This window comes from Pseudomonas sp. F007 (genome assembly GCF_057814275.1).
Map to the genome: position 1 here is coordinate 143018 of NZ_JBVATA010000009.1, position 20087 is coordinate 163104.

At 60.8% G+C, this 20087-nt stretch carries 17 protein-coding genes; 12 read left to right on the plus strand and 5 right to left on the minus strand.

What is annotated here, in order from left to right; genetic code table 11:
• Positions 1-94 precede the first annotated feature (94 nt).
• On the plus strand, positions 95-1234 hold the full coding sequence (gene pdxB / locus ACZYR5_RS22860) for a 4-phosphoerythronate dehydrogenase PdxB (RefSeq protein ID WP_489091780.1): 1140 nt from the start codon (positions 95-97) through the stop codon (positions 1232-1234).
• 62 nt (positions 1235-1296) lie between these two features.
• On the opposite strand, the gene ACZYR5_RS22865 is transcribed toward pdxB, so the two are convergent.
• Positions 1297-1476, minus strand: a complete 180-nt coding sequence (locus ACZYR5_RS22865; protein ID WP_489091779.1) for a PA1571 family protein — start codon at positions 1474-1476, stop codon at positions 1297-1299.
• 246 nt (positions 1477-1722) lie between these two features.
• Here ACZYR5_RS22865 and ACZYR5_RS22870 point away from each other — a divergent pair, with 246 nt between their 5' ends.
• Positions 1723-3498 carry an ABC transporter transmembrane domain-containing protein gene (locus ACZYR5_RS22870; RefSeq protein ID WP_489091778.1) on the plus strand — a complete coding sequence of 592 codons (1776 nt, stop codon included), beginning with the start codon at positions 1723-1725 and terminating at the stop codon, positions 3496-3498.
• 186 nt (positions 3499-3684) lie between these two features.
• Here the strand turns inward: ACZYR5_RS22870 and ACZYR5_RS22875 are convergent, their stop codons facing one another.
• Entirely contained in the window at positions 3685-5613 is a 1929-nt protein-coding gene (locus ACZYR5_RS22875; protein ID WP_489091777.1) for a transglycosylase SLT domain-containing protein, read from the minus strand.
• A 213-nt stretch (positions 5614-5826) separates the two neighbouring features.
• Between ACZYR5_RS22875 and ACZYR5_RS22880 the strand changes: the two genes are divergently transcribed.
• Positions 5827-7743: an ATP-binding cassette domain-containing protein gene (locus ACZYR5_RS22880; RefSeq protein ID WP_489091776.1), complete on the plus strand. Its 1917-nt coding sequence runs from the start codon at positions 5827-5829 to the stop codon at positions 7741-7743.
• 68 nt (positions 7744-7811) lie between these two features.
• On the opposite strand, the gene ACZYR5_RS22885 is transcribed toward ACZYR5_RS22880, so the two are convergent.
• Positions 7812-8255: a universal stress protein gene (locus ACZYR5_RS22885; RefSeq protein WP_489091775.1), complete on the minus strand. Its 444-nt coding sequence runs from the start codon at positions 8253-8255 to the stop codon at positions 7812-7814.
• Positions 8256-8359: 104 nt separating this feature from the next.
• Between ACZYR5_RS22885 and ACZYR5_RS22890 the strand changes: the two genes are divergently transcribed.
• The 7 genes from ACZYR5_RS22890 to ACZYR5_RS22920 all read left to right on the plus strand — a co-directional run bounded on the left by ACZYR5_RS22890 (position 8360) and on the right by ACZYR5_RS22920 (position 16765).
• On the plus strand, positions 8360-8797 hold the full coding sequence (locus tag ACZYR5_RS22890; protein ID WP_489091774.1) for a hypothetical protein: 438 nt from the start codon (positions 8360-8362) through the stop codon (positions 8795-8797).
• Positions 8798-9308: 511 nt separating this feature from the next.
• Positions 9309-11456, plus strand: a complete 2148-nt coding sequence (gene fadB, locus ACZYR5_RS22895; RefSeq protein ID WP_489091773.1) for a fatty acid oxidation complex subunit alpha FadB — start codon at positions 9309-9311, stop codon at positions 11454-11456.
• Positions 11457-11485: 29 nt separating this feature from the next.
• Positions 11486-12661 carry an acetyl-CoA C-acyltransferase FadA gene (gene fadA, locus ACZYR5_RS22900; RefSeq protein WP_489091772.1) on the plus strand — a complete coding sequence of 392 codons (1176 nt, stop codon included), beginning with the start codon at positions 11486-11488 and terminating at the stop codon, positions 12659-12661.
• Between the two features lie 99 nt (positions 12662-12760).
• Positions 12761-12997: a DUF1653 domain-containing protein gene (locus ACZYR5_RS22905; RefSeq protein ID WP_489091771.1), complete on the plus strand. Its 237-nt coding sequence runs from the start codon at positions 12761-12763 to the stop codon at positions 12995-12997.
• Between the two features lie 114 nt (positions 12998-13111).
• On the plus strand, positions 13112-15733 hold the full coding sequence (topA, locus tag ACZYR5_RS22910; RefSeq protein WP_489091770.1) for a type I DNA topoisomerase: 2622 nt from the start codon (positions 13112-13114) through the stop codon (positions 15731-15733).
• A 142-nt stretch (positions 15734-15875) separates the two neighbouring features.
• Positions 15876-16397: a DUF6586 family protein gene (locus ACZYR5_RS22915; RefSeq protein ID WP_489091769.1), complete on the plus strand. Its 522-nt coding sequence runs from the start codon at positions 15876-15878 to the stop codon at positions 16395-16397.
• A gap of 134 nt (positions 16398-16531) precedes the next feature.
• Complete coding sequence (locus ACZYR5_RS22920; protein ID WP_047538925.1) at positions 16532-16765, plus strand: hypothetical protein; 234 nt, start codon at positions 16532-16534, stop codon at positions 16763-16765.
• A gap of 91 nt (positions 16766-16856) precedes the next feature.
• On the opposite strand, the gene sulA is transcribed toward ACZYR5_RS22920, so the two are convergent.
• Positions 16857-17330 (minus strand): SOS-induced cell division inhibitor SulA, encoded by a 474-nt coding sequence (sulA, locus tag ACZYR5_RS22925; RefSeq protein WP_489091768.1) that lies wholly within the window; start codon positions 17328-17330, stop codon positions 16857-16859.
• Between the two features lie 10 nt (positions 17331-17340).
• Positions 17341-17949, minus strand: coding sequence for a transcriptional repressor LexA (gene lexA / locus ACZYR5_RS22930; RefSeq protein WP_489091767.1), 609 nt, complete (start codon positions 17947-17949; stop codon positions 17341-17343).
• A 251-nt stretch (positions 17950-18200) separates the two neighbouring features.
• Between lexA and ACZYR5_RS22935 the strand changes: the two genes are divergently transcribed.
• Both ACZYR5_RS22935 and nagZ read left to right on the plus strand, forming a co-directional pair.
• The gene (locus ACZYR5_RS22935) at positions 18201-18908 is read left to right on the plus strand and encodes a TetR/AcrR family transcriptional regulator (RefSeq protein WP_489091766.1); all 708 of its coding nucleotides are present in this window, start codon (positions 18201-18203) and stop codon (positions 18906-18908) included.
• Between the two features lie 161 nt (positions 18909-19069).
• The gene (nagZ, locus tag ACZYR5_RS22940) at positions 19070-20080 is read left to right on the plus strand and encodes a beta-N-acetylhexosaminidase (protein ID WP_489091765.1); all 1011 of its coding nucleotides are present in this window, start codon (positions 19070-19072) and stop codon (positions 20078-20080) included.
• Positions 20081-20087 lie beyond the last annotated feature (7 nt).

Sequence of the window (20087 nt, forward strand, 5' to 3'; positions counted from 1 at the left end):
TGACGCAACAGTCAGGAAAATTCCTCTGTTAGGGATTTGTAAAGCCGCCCCAGGGGAGCTGCGCTACACTGCCGGTCCGCCAAAGGAGCCTGCCATGCTGATTGTTGCTGACGAAAATATCCCGTTGCTCGATGCCTTCTTCCAGGGCTTCGGCGAAATCCGCCGGGTGCCGGGCCGCAGCATTGACCGCGCCACGGTCGAACAGGCCGACGTGCTGCTGGTGCGCTCGGTGACCAACGTTAGCCGCGAGCTGCTCGAAGGTAGCAAGGTCCGCTTCGTCGGCACTTGCACCATCGGCACTGATCATCTGGACCTCGATTATTTTCAACAGGCCGGAATTACCTGGTCCAGCGCGCCCGGTTGCAACGCTCGGGGCGTGGTCGACTACGTACTGGGTAGCCTGTTGACCCTGGCGGAAATCGAAGGGGTGCCACTGGCTGAACGCACCTATGGTGTGGTCGGTGCCGGTGAGGTCGGCGGTCGGTTGGTCAAGGTGCTCAAGGGCCTGGGCTGGAACGTGCTGGTCTGCGACCCGCCACGCGCGGGGGCCGGCGGCGATTACGTGGCGCTGGAGCAGATCATCGCGCAGTGCGACGTGATCAGCCTGCACACGCCCCTGACCCAGGCCGGCGAACATCCGACCTGGCACTTGTTCGACCGTCAGCGCTTGCAGCAGCTCAAACCCGGCGCCTGGTTGATCAACGCCAGCCGTGGCCCGGTGGTAGACAACAACGCCCTGCGCGAAGTGATGCTCGAGCGCGAGGACCTGCAAGCGGTGCTGGATGTCTGGGAAGGTGAGCCGAGTGTCGATATCGCCCTGGCCGATTTGTGCGTGATCGCCACCCCGCATATCGCCGGCTACAGCCTGGACGGCAAGCAACGGGGCACGGCGCAGATCTATCAGGCGTTCTGCCAGTTCCTCGGTCAGCCGGCCACGGTGTCCCTCGATCAACTGCTGCCTGCGCCTTGGCTGGCGCAGGTCGGCCTGAGTGCCAGCAGTGATCCGGCCTGGGCCCTGGCCATGCTGTGTCGCGGCGTCTACGACCCGCGCCGTGACGACGCCGACTTCCGCCGCAGCCTGGTGGTGGCCGGTGCCGAGCAGCGCAGTGCCTTCGACCTGCTGCGCAAGCAATACCCGGAACGCCGCGAGATCGACGGCCTGAACGTGCGGATCGAGGGCGATTCCCCTGAGTTGCGGCAGCTCGTCCAGGCCCTCGGCGCGCAGTTGGCCTGAGAAAACGGGGGCATAAAAAACCCGGCGCAAACGGGGCCGGGTTCGAAGATTTCAGGCTGTAGTCACTTTTGTTCGGCAGGCTTGACCAATCGCTGGTCCAGTTCGCGGCATGCGTCCTGGATCATGTCTTCAGTGATCGGTACTTCGCGCCCTTGAGCGTCGATGATGGCGCACCCCAGAGACTGGTGCGGCTGCGTGCGGATCACTTGAATCTTGTCATCGCTGCGGTGTTGCAAGGACATGGCCTGTCTCCTCATCAGGTGGTGCGTTTACTTTAGATCCGCCAAATGACCACACTGTGACAAACCGGTCACGTGAGCAGGCGGTATCTCAGTCCAACAGAAATATCCGGTAACTTCCAGCCGCACTTTAGACCGATAGCATCTAGCTTCTAGTATTGGCGGACATATTCAATCCGACTGATTGCTATTCACCGGGTTCCCGGCCACTTGTCGGTGTACGCTCATTTCCACGACTTACCGATTCGGATGATTCTGATGCTGTCTGCCCGTCACCGCCGCGCGCTGCGCTTGTCCCTGGATTTCATTGCTCCCTATCGCTGGCAGGCGCTGGGTGCGTTGCTGGCACTGGTCGTCACTGCCGGCATCACCTTGTCCATGGGCCAGGGCATTCGCCTGTTGGTGGACCAGGGCTTCATGACCCAGTCCCCGCACTTGCTCAACCAGAGCATCGGTTTGTTCCTGTTGCTGGTGGTAGGCCTGGCAATCGGTACTTTCGCCCGGTTCTACCTGGTGTCGTGGATCGGCGAGCGCTGCGTGGCGGATATTCGCCGACAGGTGTTCAACCATCTGATCTACCTGCATCCGGGCTTCTACGAAGATAACCGCAGTTCCGAGATTCAATCGCGGCTGACCGCCGATACCACCTTGTTGCAATCGGTGATCGGTTCCTCGCTTTCGCTGTTTCTACGCAACGCGCTGATGGTCCTTGGCGGCATTGTGCTGCTGTTCATCACCAACCCTAAATTGACCAGCATAGTCGTGGTGGCCTTGCCGCTGGTGCTGGCACCGATCCTGATCTTCGGTCGGCGTGTGCGCAGCCTGTCGCGCCTGAGCCAGGACCGGATTGCCGATGTCGGCAGTTACGTTTCCGAAACCCTGGGCCAGATCAAAACCGTGCAGGCCTACAACCATCAGCCGCAGGATGAGCAGCGTTTCGCGGTGACCGTGGAGCAGGCGTTCGACACTGCACGTAAACGCATCCTGCAGCGTGCCTGGCTGATTACCCTGGTGATCATCCTGGTGCTGGGGGCGGTGGGGGTGATGCTCTGGGTCGGCGGCATGGACGTGATCGCCGGGCGCATCAGTGCCGGTGAGTTGGCGGCGTTCGTGTTCTACAGCCTGATCGTCGGCAGCGCCTTTGGCACCCTGAGCGAAGTGATTGGCGAACTGCAGCGGGCCGCTGGTGCCGCGGAACGGATTGCCGAACTGCTGCGTGCGCAGAACATCATTCAGCCGCCGGCGACAGGCAAGGTCATCCTGCCGGAGCGGGTAAGGGGCGAATTGCAACTGGAGGATGTGCGCTTTTCCTATCCATCACGCCCTGAAAGCTATGCCGTCGATGGCTTGAGCCTGACGATCAACGCCGGCGAAACCCTGGCGCTGGTGGGGCCTTCGGGGGCAGGCAAGTCAACGGTTTATGACTTGCTGCTGCGTTTCTACGACCCGCTGCACGGGCGCATCCTGCTGGACGGCGTGCCACTGACCCAACTCGATCCCGAGGACTTGCGCCGCTGCTTCGCCCTGGTCTCGCAAACCCCGGCGCTGTTTTTCGGCAGCATTGAAGAGAACATCCGTTACGGCAAACCCGATGCGACCCTGGCAGAAGTCCAGGAGGCCGCGCGGATTGCTTATGCCCACGACTTCATCGAACAGATGCCCCAGGGCTACCAGACTCATCTCGGTGATGGCGGGCTCGGGCTGTCCGGTGGCCAGCGCCAACGCCTGGCCATCGCCCGCGCCTTGCTGGTGGATGCGCCGATCCTGCTGCTCGACGAAGCCACCAGCGCCCTCGACGCCCAGAGCGAACACCTGATCCAGCAAGCCCTGCCGAGCCTGATGCAAAACCGCACCACCCTGGTCATCGCCCACCGCCTGGCCACGGTCAAAAACGCCGACCGGATTGCGGTGATGGATCAGGGCAAGTTGGTGGCGGTAGGCACCCATCAGGAGCTGATCGCGAGCAATGCGCTGTATGCACGATTGGCGGCGTTGCAGTTCAACGATGGGCGGGCGACCGCATGAGCTGGCACACCCTTTTTGACCGACCAAGTAACCGACCAAGTAACCGACTAAGTAGCAAAGCCGCTGCGGGCACTTGACGATCTGCAGGTGTGAACGGGTTTGCACCTAAGGTCGTTATCATTTGTTTGAAATAAAAAATGCCCGCATTTCTCAATGCGGGCTTTTTCATCAGCGCCTCAAATCGCCTCACTGATCATCAAAATACCGCTCATGCCAATCCACCAGCGGTTGCGGTGAATTGAGCTTCTGGCCGTAGATCACCGAATACGACAGGACGTTCTGCACGTACTGGCGGGTTTCGTCGAACGGGATGCTTTCCACCCAGACGTCGAAACTCAGGTGATCGGCGCCACGCAGCCACTGCCGTACGCGACCGGGGCCGGCGTTGTAGGCGGCGGAAGCGAGGACCCGGTTGCCGTTGAACTGACTGTGGACCTGACTCAGGTAGGCGGCACCGAGCTGGATGTTCTTGTCCGGATCCAGCACTTGCTGGGGCGAGGCCAGCGGGATGCTGAACTTGCGCGCGGTTTCCTTGGCGGTGCCGGGCATCAACTGCATCAGGCCGCTGGCGCCGACGCCGGAGCGGGCGTCATCCATGAAGGCGCTTTCCTGGCGGGTGATGGCGAATACCCAACTCGAATGCAGGCCACGGACCTTGGCTTCGCGGACCAAAGTGTTGCGGTGGGCCATCGGGAAGCGAATGTCCAGATCGTCCCAGTACTGCGCCTGGCTGATGGTGCGGATGGCCGGGAAATACCATTTCAGGTCGTAGGCCAACTTGGCCTGGGCGACCATTTCATCGCGGTTGAAGTGACGGCTGACGTGGTACCACTCGCGACGGCCATCGACGATCTGCCCGCGTGCATGGAACTCCAGGGCGCGGCGCACACCGGGGGTGTTGCGCACCTTGTTGATCACCGCCTGGCTGAGCACCAACGGTTTGTTGTTCAGTGAATAGGGCGATTGCGAGCGATCGGCGGCGAGGAAACCGTAGAAGTCACGTTCGCGCGCCAGATTCTTGTACAGGGTCTGCGCTTCCGGGTTTTGCGGTTGCGCCAGCTCCAGGCTGCGGGCCTGCCAATACCGCCAGCGGTTGGTGGTGGCGAGGTCTTGCGGCAGGCGTCGGGTCAACTGGTAGGCGTCGTCCCAGCGGGCCAGGCGCAGCAGCAGGCGCAAGCGCCATTCGGACACCGTGTTGTCGCGCAGTTCCGGGTCGTATTTGGTCATCACATCGAGGGCGCGACCGTCGAAACGGCGGGCCAGGGTCAGGCCGATTTCCCGGGCGATCGCGACTTTTTCATCGCGGGAAAAGTGCATGCTGCTGGCGTAGCCGTCAAGCAGGGCCATCGCCCGGTCCGGGTCCTGGCGCGCCAGACGGCGCAGGCCGAGGCTGACCACGTCGGCCATGGGTTCATCGGCCGGGGCGAAGCGTGACGGGTTGTTCAGCAGTTCCGGATTTTGCGCCACGTCCACCAGCAGGCGGCCGCGGGGGGCGAGGGTGGTCATGCTGTTGACCAGGCTGTTGGCCAGCGCATAGTTGCGGGCCTGGGCGGCCAACTTGGCGCGCTCCCAGCGCTTCTGCTCGGTCAGTTGGCCTTGCGATGCCCACATGCCGAACAGCGCATCGCAGGCCGCCGGTTGGGATTTGCCGGTCAGCCATAGCTTCTCGGTGTTGGCGTAGCCTTCGGCCTTGAGGTTGTGGCTGATCTGGTACTGCGCGTTGAGGCAGTCCAGTTCGGTGAAATTCATCTTCGGGTCGTAGTACTTGACGAAGGTCGTCCAGTCGCCGCGATCGGCCAGCCAGCGCAACCAGCGCAGTTTCATCCAGTTGGCTTGGGGCAGGTCGCCGTGCTCGGCGAGGAATTTCTCGATCTCTTCGTTGCTCGCGCTTTTCAGGCGGGCGGTCAGTTCGTCGTACGCCAGGTACGGCTCAAGCGGGTAGTCGGCGAGGGCCTGGCTGTAGCGAAAGTACGGGCCGGTGTCGCCCTTGGCCAGCGCGCGTTTGGCTTCATCGTAGTACTGGCGCTGGGTGGAGAGGTCCACCGCCTGGGCGGATTGAACGGCGGAGGCCGAGAGGAGCAGGCAGGATAAAAAGCTGAAAAGGCGACTGCGCATGTGACATCCGGGCAGAGAAAACATGACAAGTGCCAGCAGGAGCCAGCACTGATTATCCGTAGCTTAGCCTTTTGCCAGCAACGGGTGAAAGCTTTGCCGGCCCGTCGGCACAAGTTCGCAACAATTAATGTGCAGAGTGCTCCGACAGTGAAAATGCCGGCCTTCTGCAGCCTCAACTCAGGTAGAATGCGCGCCCGGTTTTTGGAGAAGCTCATGACCCTGCTCAAATTCAGCGATGTGTCCCTTGCATTCGGCGCGATGCCGTTGTTGGACAAGGTGTCCTGGCAGATCGCCCGTGGTGAGCGGGTGTGCATCATCGGCCGCAACGGCACTGGCAAGTCCAGCATGATGAAACTGGTCAAGGGCGACCAGAAGCCCGATGACGGCTCGGTGTGGCGTGCCCCCGGTCTGAAAATCGGCGAATTGCCGCAAGAATTGCCGGTGGCCGACGAGCGGACAGTGTTCGACGTGGTTGCCGAAGGCCTGGATGGCGTTGGCGCGCTGCTCGCCGAATATCACCACCTGAGCCAGAACATCGTCACCGACGCCGACCTGGACAAACTGATGCACGTCCAGCACGACCTCGAAGCCCGCGACGGCTGGCGCTTGCAGACTCTGGTCGACAGCACCCTGAGCCGCCTGCAGTTGCCGGCTGACAAGACCCTCGCCGAATTGTCCGGCGGCTGGCGTCGTCGCGTCCTGCTGGCGCAGGCGCTGGTGTCCGAGCCGGACCTGCTGCTGCTCGACGAGCCAACCAACCACCTGGACATCGGTGCAATCGCCTGGCTTGAAGAGGCGCTGAAGGATTTCCAGGGCGCCGTGCTGTTCATCACCCACGACCGTTCTTTCCTGCAGAACCTCGCGACCCGCATCCTCGAGCTGGATCGCGGCGGCCTGATCGACTGGAACGGCGACTACGCCAGCTTCCTCGTGCACAAGGAAGCCGAACTCGCCGCCGAAGCCACCGCCAACGCGCTGTTCGACAAGCGCCTGGCCCAGGAAGAGGTGTGGATTCGCCAAGGCATCAAGGCCCGGCGTACCCGTAACGAAGGCCGTGTACGTGCCCTCAAGGCCCTGCGTGTCGAGCGCAGCGAGCGTCGTGAACGCACTGGCAAGGCCAACATCCAGCTGGAAACCGCCGAGAAGTCCGGCAAGCAGGTGATGGTTCTCGAGAACGTCAGCTTCGCCCACCCGGGTGGTCCGTTCCTGATCAAGGACTTCTCCATGGTCCTGCAGCGCGGCGACCGCATCGGCCTGCTCGGCGCCAACGGCACCGGCAAGACCACTTTGCTCAAGCTGATGCTCAGCGGCCTGCAGCCGAGCAGCGGCAAGGTCGAGGAAGGCACCAAGATCGACGTCGCTTACTTCGATCAGTTGCGTCACCAGTTGGACCTGGAAAAGACCGTGATCGATAACGTCGCCGAAGGCCGCGACTTTATCGATATCGATGGCCAGAGCCGCCACGTGCTGAGCTACCTCGGCGACTTCCTGTTCAGCCCGCAGCGTGCGCGCACGCCGGTCAAGGCGCTGTCTGGCGGCGAGCGTGCCCGTCTGTTGCTGGCCAAGCTGTTCAGCAAGCCGGCCAACCTGCTGGTCCTCGACGAGCCGACCAACGACCTCGACGTGGAAACCCTCGAGCTGCTCGAAGAAGTGCTGTTGACCTTCAACGGCACCGTGCTGATGGTCAGCCACGACCGGGCATTCCTCGACAACGTGGTCACCAGCACCCTGGTCTTCGAAGGTGAAGGCAAGGTGCGTGAATATGTCGGTGGTTATCAGGACTGGCTGCGCCAGGGTGGCTCGCCGCGCCTGTTGGGTGTGACCGAGAGCAAATCCGGCAAGGCCGACCTGAACTCGGCAGTGGTCACCGCAGCCCCGGCTCCGGTGGCTGCCGTGGAAGCACCGGCGGCGAAGAAGAAGCTCAGCTACAAGTTGCAGCGCGAACTGGAAGCCCTGCCGGCGCAGATCGACGCCATGGAGCAGCAGATCGCAGCGGTCGAAGCACAAATGGCCGACGCCGGCTTCTACCAGCGTCCATCGACCGAAACTGCAGCGGTGATCGCGCAGTTGGAAAAGCTGCAGGCTGAGCTGGACCTGCTGGTCGAGCGCTGGGCCGAGCTGGATGCCTGATTGATCCGGCATTAAAAAAGCCCGGCCTCAGTGATGAGTGCCGGGCTTTTCACATATCAGAAGCGCTGTTATTTGCTTTTGCTTTGCAAGCGTACAGCCAGTACGTCACAGGGTGCGCCGTGCAGGACGTCGTTGGCGGTGGAGCCCAGCAGCAGCGCCAGGCCGTGGCGGCCATGGCTGCCGACCACGATCAGGTCACAGGTTTGTTCCTTGGCCAAGCCGTGGATCTCCTGGCGTGGCTGGCCGTAGGTCAAATGACTGTTGTCCTTGGTCAGCTCCGGGTATTTCTGGATCAGACGATCCAGGCGTTCCTTGGCCTGGTCGAACTGCTGTTGTTGCAGTTGCGACAGGTCCATCGGCACGTCGCCGCCAAACGCCATGGCCATGGGTTCGACGATATGCACCAGCGACAGTTTGGCGCCATTGCTCGTTGCCAGCTCGCGAGCGCGATGGATCACGGGGTCGCACTCTTCGGTCAGGTCTACAGCGACCAGAATGTGGTTGTAAGGCATGAGGTGCACCTCCGGTGGATGGCGATAGTAATAAGTATGGCTGGTTTCAGGCGGATTGGTTTCGACAGAGATCAATGCCCCGATCAAAAAACGGGAGTACAGATATGACGGTCTGGATAGTGGTGTCAATCCTTGCAGTGATGCTCAGCCCCCTGGCATGGCTCGCGCCGTCGCGTCGCCAGGGTGGCCGGATGGCCCTGCGCATGGAAGCGCGCCGCATCGGCCTGGCCATGCAGCTGGCGCCCCAGGAGTGGCCGCACTGGTTGCTGCCAGAGCCGCCCAACCCCTGTGCGCAGTACCATCGACCACGGCGTGGCACTCAGCCGGCGTGCTGGAGTTACTGGCAGAAAAGCCCGGGGCTGTGGGTCAATCAGTGGCAGGAAACTTGTGAAGATCCGGCCTTGCTGATTCATTTCGAAAAGTTGCCGGGCAATGTCTACAAAGTCGAGGCCGACAAGCAGATGATTACCCTGTACTGGGGTGAAAAGGGCGATGCGCAGGTGCTGCAGCAGATCGACGCAACGCTCAAGGCGCTCGCCTGAGCGCCAATCGCAGGCATTAAAAAGCCCGACATTCAGCATCGGGCTGGAGTTGGCCAGGCAGGCCGGAAATTTTCTGTAGCGCTGATTCCGCGTTTGGGCACTCGCCGCATACGCACGGTTTTTCGTCTATCGTCCCCGCCAGCGTAGCGCCTTGCGCGCGATCTGCAACAGATTAGGGCGACGTTTCTAAATATTGATTCTATGAATGACAGTGCATGCAGCGGCGTGTTGCTGGTCTTCGTGCTACGGAAATGACCGCAAAGTCGCGTTTCAACCCGTGTTTCAGGCGATTGACAATTGTCGGAAATTCCGTGAAGGTGACGTACCCAAATCAAACGGGCGTATGAATTGAGCGTTTGTATTTCAGACCGCTCCTACAGAATCCCGACTATCGCGTTGGCGGGTGTGTGTCTGGTGGATAGGTGTCAGTATCGACGTCAGCGTCCTTGCCGACCCAGAACATCAGCGTCCGACGTGTACTGTTCAGCTTCCATATCGTGGAGATCAGTTGATGATTTACGAAGGTAAAGCCATCACGGTTAAGGCTCTTGAAAGTGGCATCGTCGAACTCAAGTTCGACCTCAAGGGTGAGTCCGTCAACAAGTTCAACCGTCTAACCCTGAACGAACTGCGTCAGGCCGTGGACGCCATCAAGGCAGATGCGTCGGTCAAGGGTGTGATCGTCAGCAGCGGCAAGGACGTGTTCATCGTCGGCGCCGACATCACCGAATTCGTCGACAACTTCAAGCTGCCGGATGCCGAGCTTGTGGCGGGTAACCTCGAAGCCAACAAGATTTTCAGCGATTTCGAAGACCTCAACGTGCCGACCGTTGCCGCGATCAATGGCATCGCGCTGGGTGGCGGTCTGGAAATGTGCCTGGCTGCGGACTACCGCGTCATGTCCACCAGCGCCAAGATCGGCCTGCCGGAAGTCAAGCTGGGTATCTACCCGGGCTTCGGCGGCACCGTGCGCCTGCCGCGTCTGATCGGTGCCGACAACGCCATCGAGTGGATTGCCGCCGGCAAGGAAAACCGTGCTGAAGACGCGCTCAAAGTCGGCGCAGTCGATGCCGTGGTCGAAGCCGACAAGCTGCAGGCTGCTGCGCTGGAACTGATCAAACGCGCGATCTCCGGCGAGTTCGACTACAAGGCCAAGCGCCAGCCGAAGCTGGAAAAGCTCAAGCTGAACGCAATCGAGCAGATGATGGCTTTCGAAACCGCCAAGGGTTTCGTGGCCGGCCAGGCTGGCCCGAACTACCCGGCGCCGGTTGAAGCGATCAAGACCATCCAGAAAGCCGCCAACTTCGGTCGTGACAAGGCGCTGGAAGTCGAAGCCGCCGGTTTCGTCAAACTGGCCAAGACCTCTGCCGCGCAGAGCTTGATCGGCCTGTTCCTGAACGATCAGGAGCTGAAGAAAAAGGCCAAGGCCTACGATGAAATCGCCCAGGACGTGAAGCAGGCTGCCGTATTGGGCGCCGGTATCATGGGTGGCGGTATCGCCTATCAGTCGGCCTCCAAAGGCACGCCGATCCTGATGAAGGACATCAACGAGCACGGGATCGAGCAGGGTCTGGCCGAAGCCGCCAAGCTGCTGGTGAGCCGCGTTGAGAAAGGTCGCATGACCGCGGCGAAAATGGCTGAAGTGCTTAACGGCATTCGTCCTACCCTGTCCTACGGCGACTTCGGTCACGTCGACCTGGTGGTTGAAGCGGTCGTCGAGAACCCGAAGGTCAAGCAAGCGGTGCTGGCTGAAGTCGAAGACAAGGTCAAGGAAGACACCATCCTGGCCTCGAACACCTCGACCATTTCCATCAGCCTGCTGGCCAAGGCCCTCAAGCGTCCGGAAAACTTCGTCGGCATGCACTTCTTCAACCCGGTGCACATGATGCCGCTGGTGGAAGTGATCCGTGGCGAGAAGTCCAGCGAGCTGGCCGTCGCCACCACCGTTGCCTACGCCAAGAAAATGGGCAAGAACCCGATCGTGGTCAATGATTGCCCGGGCTTCCTGGTCAACCGCGTGCTGTTCCCGTACTTCGGCGGTTTCGCCAAGCTGGTCAGCGCCGGCGTGGACTTCGTGCGCATCGACAAGATCATGGAAAAATTCGGCTGGCCAATGGGCCCGGCGTACCTGATGGACGTGGTCGGCATCGACACCGGTCACCACGGTCGTGACGTGATGGCAGAAGGCTTCCCAGACCGCATGAAGGACGACCGTCGCTCGGCCGTCGACGTGCTCTACGAAGCCAAGCGCCTGGGCCAGAAAAATGGCAAGGGCTTCTACGCCTACGAGACCGACAAGCGCGGCAAGCAGAAGAAGGTTGCCGATCCGTCGGTGCTTGAAGTGCTCAAGCCGATCGTCTACGAGCAGCGCGACGTCACTGACGAAGACATCATCAACTGGATGATGATCCCACTGTGCCTGGAAACCGTGCGTTGCCTGGAAGACGGCATCGTCGAAACCGCTGCCGAAGCCGACATGGGCCTGGTCTACGGTATTGGTTTCCCTCCATTCCGTGGCGGTGCGCTGCGCTACATCGATTCGATCGGTGTCGCCGAGTTCGTTGCCCTGGCTGACCAGTACGCTGACTTGGGCGCGCTCTACCACCCGACCGCGAAGCTGCGCGAAATGGCCAAGAACGGCCAGAGCTTCTTCGGTTAAGCGCCCCCAACTAGAGTGAGAGTGAACGTATGAGCTTGAATCCTAGAGACGTCGTGATTGTCGACTTCGGTCGTACTCCGATGGGCCGCTCCAAGGGCGGCATGCACCGCAACACCCGCGCCGAAGACATGTCGGCGCACCTGATCAGCAAGTTGCTGGAACGCAACGTCAAGGTCGACCCGAACGAAGTCGAAGACGTGATCTGGGGCTGTGTCAACCAGACCCTGGAGCAGGGCTGGAACATCGCCCGCATGGCTTCCTTGATGACGCAGATCCCGCACACCTCGGCCGGCCAGACCGTCAGCCGCCTGTGTGGCTCGTCGATGAGCGCCCTGCACACCGCTGCACAAGCAATCATGACCGGTAACGGTGACGTTTTCGTGGTTGGCGGCGTCGAGCATATGGGTCATGTGAGCATGATGCACGGTGTCGATCCGAACCCGCACATGTCGCTGTACGCGGCAAAAGCCTCGGGCATGATGGGCCTGACCGCAGAAATGCTCGGCAAGATGCACGGCATTACCCGTGAGCAGCAGGATGCCTTCGGCGTGCGCTCCCACCAACTCGCCCACAAGGCGACCGTGGAAGGCAAATTCAAGGACGAAATCATCCCGATGCAGGGCTACGACGAGAATGGTTTCCTGAAACTGTTCGACTACGACGAAACCATTCGTCCGGAAACCACCCTGGAAAGCCTGGCGGCCCTCAAGCCAGCCTTCAATCCAAAGGGCGGCACCGTGACTGCCGGTACTTCGTCGCAGATCACCGATGGTGCTTCGTGCATGATCGTGATGTCGGCGCAGCGTGCCCAGGACCTCGGTATCCAGCCTATGGCGGTGATCCGCTCCATGGCAGTGGCGGGTGTGGATCCGGCGATCATGGGCTATGGTCCAGTACCGGCAACCCAGAAAGCGTTGAAGCGTGCCGGCCTGGGTATTGCCGATATCGACTTCTTCGAGCTCAACGAAGCTTTCGCTGCACAGGCCCTGCCAGTGCTGAAAGATCTGAAAGTGCTCGACAAGATGAACGAGAAGGTTAACCTGCACGGCGGCGCGATCGCCCTGGGTCACCCGTTCGGTTGCTCCGGTGCCCGTATCTCCGGCACCTTGCTGAACGTGATGAAGCAGAATAGCGGCACCTTCGGGGTAGCCACTATGTGCATTGGTCTCGGCCAAGGCATCTCCACCGTCTTCGAACGCGTTTAAGCGATCGTTTGACGCAAGCCGGGGCCTAGTGCCCCGGTTTTTGTTTTTCCGAAGATTTTTTTGTTTTTTATTTCTACAGAATTTGACGAGACCCAGAACATGCCGATCCAGCCCGGGCTGTACCAACATTACAAAGGTCCGCAGTACCGTGTTTTCAATGTTGCACGGCATTCCGAAACCGAAGAAGAAGTGGTCTTCTACCAAGCCCTGTATGGCGATTACGGTTTCTGGGTGCGGCCGTTGAGCATGTTTCTGGAGTCGGCCGAAGTTGACGGCGAGCAGGTCCCGCGCTTTGCTTTGGTGCAGGCCGAACCGAGCCTTTTTTCCAGGTCATGAGGCGAGTGCGCGCAAGACCCTGCGCTTGACCTCACCTTGTAGCCACTATATATAGCGGTGCCGCGTCAGGCGCCAACCGCCTTTCACTTCTCGAATTCAGGAATTTTCTGATCCATGGGCAAATCGCTGGTCATTGTGGAATCCCCGGCTAAGGCCAAGACCATCAACAAGTATCTGGGCAACCAATACGTGGTGAAGTCGAGTATCGGCCATATCCGAGACCTGCCCACCAGTGGATCGGCGAGCGCCAGCAAGGAGCCTGCCGCCAAGCGTGGCAAGGCCGCTGCTGGTGAAGCGCCGGCGCTGTCGCCAAAGGAAAAGGCGCGCAAGCAACTGGTCGCGCGCATGGGTGTCGATCCCGATCATGGCTGGAAAGCCAAGTACGAGATCCTCCCGGGCAAGGAAAAGGTCATCGAAGAACTGCGTCGGCTCGCCAAGGACGCCGACACCATCTATCTCGCAACGGACTTGGACCGCGAGGGGGAAGCCATTGCCTGGCACCTGCGCGAAGCCATCGGTGGGGATGACAGCCGCTACAAGCGCGTGGTGTTCAACGAAATTACCAAGAAGGCGATCCAGGAAGCTTTCTCCGAGCCGGGCGAGTTGGACATCGACCGTGTCAACGCGCAGCAGGCGCGGCGTTTTCTCGATCGCGTAGTGGGTTACATGGTCTCGCCACTGCTGTGGTCGAAGATCGCCCGTGGCCTGTCGGCCGGCCGTGTGCAATCGGTGGCGGTGAAGCTGGTGGTGGAGCGTGAGCGCGAGATTCGTGCCTTCATCCCGGAAGAGTACTGGGAAGTGCACGCCGATCTCGGCACCGCCAAGGGCGCCAATGTGCGCTTTGAAGTAGCTCGCGAAAACGGCGAGGCCTTCAAGCCGCTCAACGAAGCACAGGCCATGGCGGCGCTGGAGAAGCTGAAATCTTCCAGTTACACCATCGCCAAGCGCGAAGACAAACCGACCAGCAGCAAACCGTCGGCGCCGTTCATCACGTCCACCCTGCAACAGGCTGCGAGTAACCGCCTGGGCTTCGGCGTGAAGAAAACCATGATGATGGCTCAGCGTCTGTACGAAGCCGGCTACATCACTTATATGCGTACCGACTCGACCAACCTCTCGGCCGATGCCGTGGCGATGGCTCGTACCTATATTGAAGGCGAGTTCGGCAGCAAGTACCTGCCGGAAACCCCGAACGTCTACAGCAGCAAGGAAGGCGCCCAGGAGGCTCACGAAGCGATTCGTCCTTCCGACGTCAACACCGACCCGAGCAAGCTGTCGGGCATGGAGCGTGATGCCGAGCGGCTCTACGAGCTGATCTGGCGTCAGTTCGTCGCCTGTCAGATGCTCCCGGCCAAATACCTGTCGACCACCGTCAGCGTCGCTGCCAGCGGCTTCGAGTTGCGTGCCAAGGGCCGTATCCTCAAGTTCGACGGCTACACCCGGGTCATGCCGCAGATGGCCAAGCCGGGCGATGACGATGTGTTGCCAGACATGGCTCAGGGCGACGTGCTCAAGCTGATCAAGCTCGATCCAAGCCAGCATTTCACCAAGCCACCGGCGCGCTACTCGGAAGCCAGCCTGGTCAAGGAAATGGAAAAACGCGGGATCGGTCGTCCGTCGACCTACGCGGCGATCATTTCGACCATTCAGGACCGTGGTTATGTGGCGCTGCACAACCGCCGTTTCTACTCGGAAAAAATGGGCGACATCGTCACCGAGCGTCTGTCGGAGAGCTTCTCCAACCTCATGGACTACGGTTTTACCGCCGGCATGGAAGAGAACCTCGATGACGTCGCCCAGGGCGAGCGTGACTGGAAAAACGTGCTGGACGAGTTCTACGGTGACTTCAAGAAGAAACTCGAAGTAGCCGAGAGCCCGGAAAACGGCATGCGCGCCAACCAGCCGGTGATGACCGATATCCCGTGCGTGACCTGCGGTCGTCCGATGCAGATCCGTACCGCCTCGACCGGCGTGTTCCTGGGGTGCTCGGGTTACAGCCTGCCGCCGAAAGAACGCTGCAAGGCCACCGTCAACCTGGTGCCGGGTGATGAAATCGCCGCGGACGACGAGGGTGAGTCGGAGTCGCTGGTACTGCGTGGCAAGCACCGTTGCCCGATTTGCAGCACCGCGATGGACGCTTACCTGCTGGATGAGAAGCGCAAGCTGCACATCTGCGGTAACAACCCTGACTGCAACGGCTACGAGATCGAAGAGGGTAGCTATCGCATCAAGGGCTACGAAGGTCCGAGCCTGGAGTGCGACAAGTGCGGCAGCGAAATGCAATTGAAGACCGGCCGTTTCGGCAAGTTCTTCGGCTGCACCAATGCCACCTGCAAGAACACTCGCAAGCTGCTGAAAAGCGGCGACGCGGCGCCGCCAAAAATGGACCCGGTGAAAATGCCGGAGCTCAAGTGCGAGAAGGTCAACGACACCTACATCCTGCGTGACGGCGCGTCCGGCCTGTTCCTGGCGGCCAGTCAGTTCCCGAAAAACCGCGAGACCCGCGCGCCGCTGGTACTCGAGATCGTGCCGCACAAGGATGAGATCGATCCCAAGTACCACTTCCTCTGCGAAGCGCCGAAGAAGGATCCGGACGGCCTGCCGGCGGTGATCCGCTTCAGCCGCAAGACCAAGGAGCAGTACGTGCAGACCGAAGTGGACGGCAAGCCTACGGGCTGGAAGGCGTTCTACGACGGCGGCAAATGGGTGGTTGAAGACAAGCGCGTGGCCAAGTAAACCAGCTTCGCGTCGGTAAAAAGGCCGCAGGCCAGCCCTTGGGTTGGCCTGCGGTTTTTTTTGCGCTTGCAGTGGGCTTGCCTGATCCTTGACACTGTCAGGCCAGCATTACCCGCCCTAACTCGTTGTGGAGACTGCCATCATGGCCCACGAGCTCTATACCCGCACCAATCAGAAAATCTACTTTGCCGGTCTGTCGCTCGAGGCGCTGGCCCGGGCCGAAGACGGGCGGGCCATGAATTCTCCAGCGCTGATCCAGGCAGGACGCGAATCCGCGTTGTTTCATCTGTATGGCGCCTTGCTCGGGCTGTGCCATGAAATTGCCGGTTTCTACCGCTTGCCAGAGGCCAATGCGCCTCGGGCGGAGATGCTGTTGACCCGCGAAATACTCGACAGCATTGCCATTCCGGAAATGGCCGAGATGGTCGAGCTGGCCCATAACCGCGAAACCTGGCTGGCGAAACTGCTTCAGGCCCATGCTGATCTGTTCCAGCCACCCCGCGCGCCGCGCAAGCCCAAGGGCGACGTGACTCAGCCGCTGATTGTCGCGGTGAGTCTCGATGAAGAGCCCGAGGCCGAGCTGAGCAGGGAAGAGCTGGAGAGCTGGCGGCAGAATCTGAAAAGCCTGGCGTTGCGCTTTCGCGAGGGCTTGAACGAGTGCTGAGTCCAGTGGGAAAAGTGTAGGACGATGGGTGGTCATGGATGACGTCAACAGGGTGACCTGCAGCCGGTCAAGATCCCGAGCGAAGTGCCACCGATGCCTATATAATCCCCGCCTTTCGTGGAGAACAGACTTTTATGCCAACGTCCTTTCTAGAAATTGTCGAATTGCCAGACGGCCGAATCGAGCTGCGTCGGGCTGAGGACGAGGGTTCCCTGGTCACCCTGGACTTCTCCGAAGATGCCAAGGCATTCCTGCAGGGCCAGCACGTTGAGGTCGCCAAGGCGATGTTGAGCGTTGGTGTGCAGATGGCGGGTCGTCTGGTTGAAGGCGAACTCGACAAGGAAGAAGGACCGCGGGTTCTGCACTGATCCCGTTGGTCGGCTGTTTTCGTTACGCATCATCACAGATCATCGTTACAGATTGGCTTCTCTGCCCTGGAGAAGCCCTGTGGCTTTACGCTTAGCCCAATCGAATATTCAGACTTTGTGCATCCCCGACGCGGGCGGCACCGATCAACTGTTGCCGTGCGCTGCTGTTCAGCGGGTTCAGCCAGCTGACCACGGTATGGCTACGGCCCAGGCGCAAGGCTTCGCAGGCCAGTTGCTGGGCACTCTGATTGCCGCGCGGTTGCAGCAACAGGATGCGCTCACGGTTCAGCCCGGCATCGCGCAGCCAGGCTTGAGTCAGGCTGGCGGGCGGGGCAATCAGGGTCAACCAGCGAGCGTCCTGCTCCTGGCTCAGTTCACGAAGAATGGGTGCCAGCAGGCTCAGGCAATTCCCGGCCGCACCACGTAGGGACAGTTCACTGAACGCTTCAGGCTCGGCGTTCCAGGGCGTTTCGACCACGTCCTTGAGAACCGGCGCCAGTGGCTGGGCCATGAACGCTTCGAACAGTGGAAGTTGTGTCTGCTGTGGTGTGTGTGGGAACTGCATGGCGCCTCCTTTAGCGGCGAATGACGCCGACACTCAAGCCTTCGATCACCAGATCCTGTTCTTTCAGGTTCACTTCGATCGGGGCGAACTCGGGGTTTTCGGCGATCAGCCAGACCTTGCTGCCATCACGCTTGAAGCGCTTGACCGTCACTTCGTCGCCGATCCGCGCGACGACGATCTGGCCGTTACGGGCTTCGCGAGTGGTGTGCACGGCCAGCAGGTCGCCGTCGAAAATCCCGACGTCCTTCATGCTCATGCCGTGGACGCGCAACAGGTAGTCAGCGCGGGGATGAAAGAAGGTGGGATTGATGTTGCAGGATTCTTCGATGTGCTGCTGCGCGAGAATTGGTGCGCCGGCAGCGACCCGGCCGATGATGGGCAGGGTGGAATCGTCTGGCTTGGCTTCGAAACCCGGGATACGGATGCCCCGAGAGGCGCCGGGGGTCATCTCGATAGCGCCTTTGCGGGCCAAGGCCTTGAGGTGCTCTTCCGCCGCGTTGGGCGACTTGAAACCGAGTTCCTGGGCTATTTCCGCACGGGTCGGGGGATAGCCGTTGTCTTCAAGGCAGCGTTTGATAAAAGCCAGAATCTCAGCTTGGCGTGGCGTCAGTTTTAGCATCTCGATCGCTCTGTCTTTTTATACAGTGACTGGGATTATATACAGTGGAATGATCTTGGCAATCCTCCTTTTACAGGAGGGCGCCGGACGGTCGGTTTCCGCAGCCAGAAATCTTGTCCCGGGGATCAGCTACAGCCACCGGTTTATATGGTTAAATGTCCGACTGACCGTTCCCAAAATGAATGGCCAGACTTGACAATCCACAGGCTGAAACGTATGTTTCAAACAAGTGTTTGTCAGGCGGAGTAGCCATGGCCCAGTCGGAAACCGTTGAACGCATTCTCGATGCTGCCGAGCAATTGTTCGCGGAAAAAGGTTTTGCCGAAACTTCATTGCGGCTGATCACCAGCAAGGCTGGGGTCAACCTGGCGGCGGTGAACTATCATTTCGGCTCCAAGAAGGCCTTGATCCAGGCGGTCTTCTCGCGTTTTCTCGGGCCGTTCTGCCTCAGTCTCGACCGTGAACTGGAGCGCCGTTCAGCCAAGCCGGACATCAAGCCGAGCCTTGAAGAACTCCTGGAAATCCTCGTCGAGCAAGCCCTCGTGGTGCAGCCTCGCAGCGGTAACGATCTGTCCATCTTCATGCGCCTGTTGGGCCTGGCCTTCAGTCAGAGCCAGGGTCACCTGCGGCGTTACCTGGAAGACATGTACGGCAAGGTGTTCCGCCGCTACATGCTGCTGGTCAACGAAGCTGCTCCGCGAATCCCGCCTATCGAGCTGTTCTGGCGCGTGCACTTCATGCTTGGCGCCGCAGCGTTCAGCATGTCCGGGATCAAGGCGTTGCGGGCGATTGCCGAAACCGATTTCGGCGTCAACACCTCGATCGAGCAGGTCATGCGCCTGATGGTGCCGTTCCTGGCGGCCGGCATGCGCGCTGAAACCGGCGTGACCGACGAAGCAATGGCGGCGGCCCAACTGCGTCCGCGCAGCAAGACCGCGCCGGCTGTCGCCAAGGTTTAAGTGCCTGTGGGTGGGCGCGGCAGCGGACATCCGCTAAGCTAGCCGCCCATGCCGACTCTCGTTGCAGGCCTACTGCATTTCTGCGTTAACTATTCTGCTGCGCCAGGCGGCGTGCCTGGCGGCAACGTTGCGTGCGCGCCATTCGATATCAAGGAATCTCTATGACTGCTGGCCTGCAAGGCTCGTTGATGGTGGACGTCGCCGGTACCTGGCTGACGGCCGAAGATCGCCAACTGTTGCGTCAGCCCGAAGTGGGCGGCCTGATCATTTTCGCGCGCAATATCGAGCACCCGCGCCAGGTGCGCGAACTGAGCGCATCGATTCGCGCGGTGCGCCCGGACCTGCTGCTCGCCGTCGATCAGGAAGGCGGTCGGGTGCAGCGTCTGCGCCAGGGCTTCGTGCGCCTGCCAGCGATGCGCGCAATTGCCGATAATCCGAACGCCGAGTACCTGGCCGAGCAGTGCGGCTGGATCATGGCCACCGAAGTACTGGCGGTCGGCCTCGACCTGAGTTTCGCCCCGGTGCTGGACCTCGATTATCAACGCAGTGCGGTGGTTGGCACCCGTTCTTTCGAAGGTGACCCGGAGCGTGCCGCGTTGCTTGCCGGTGCCTTTATCCGTGGCATGAACCTGGCGGGCATGGCCGCGACCGGCAAGCACTTCCCGGGTCACGGCTGGGCCGAGGCCGATTCGCATGTCTCCATCCCCAATGATGAGCGCAGCCTGGACGAAATCCGCGCCAATGACCTGGTGCCATTCGCCCGCCTGAGCAAGCAGCTCGCGGCCGTGATGCCGGCCCATGTCATCTATCCACAAGTCGACACCCAGCCAGCGGGTTTCTCGCGGCGCTGGCTGCAAGACATCCTGCGCGGCGAGTTGCAGTTCGATGGGGTGATTTTCAGTGACGACCTGTCGATGGCGGGCGCCCACGTGGTCGGCGATGCGGCCAGCCGGATCGAAGCCGCGCTGAGTGCGGGTTGCGACATGGGCCTGGTGTGCAACGACCGGGCGGCGGCCGAGCTGGCCTTGTCGGCCGCGCAACGCCTGAAGGTCACGCCTTCTGCGCGCATTGCACGGATGCGCGGCCAGGCATTTGCCAGCACCGATTACCGCCAGGATCCGCGCTGGCTGGTGGCCATTGGTGCGCTCAAGGAAGCGCAGTTGATCGACTGAGCCCCTT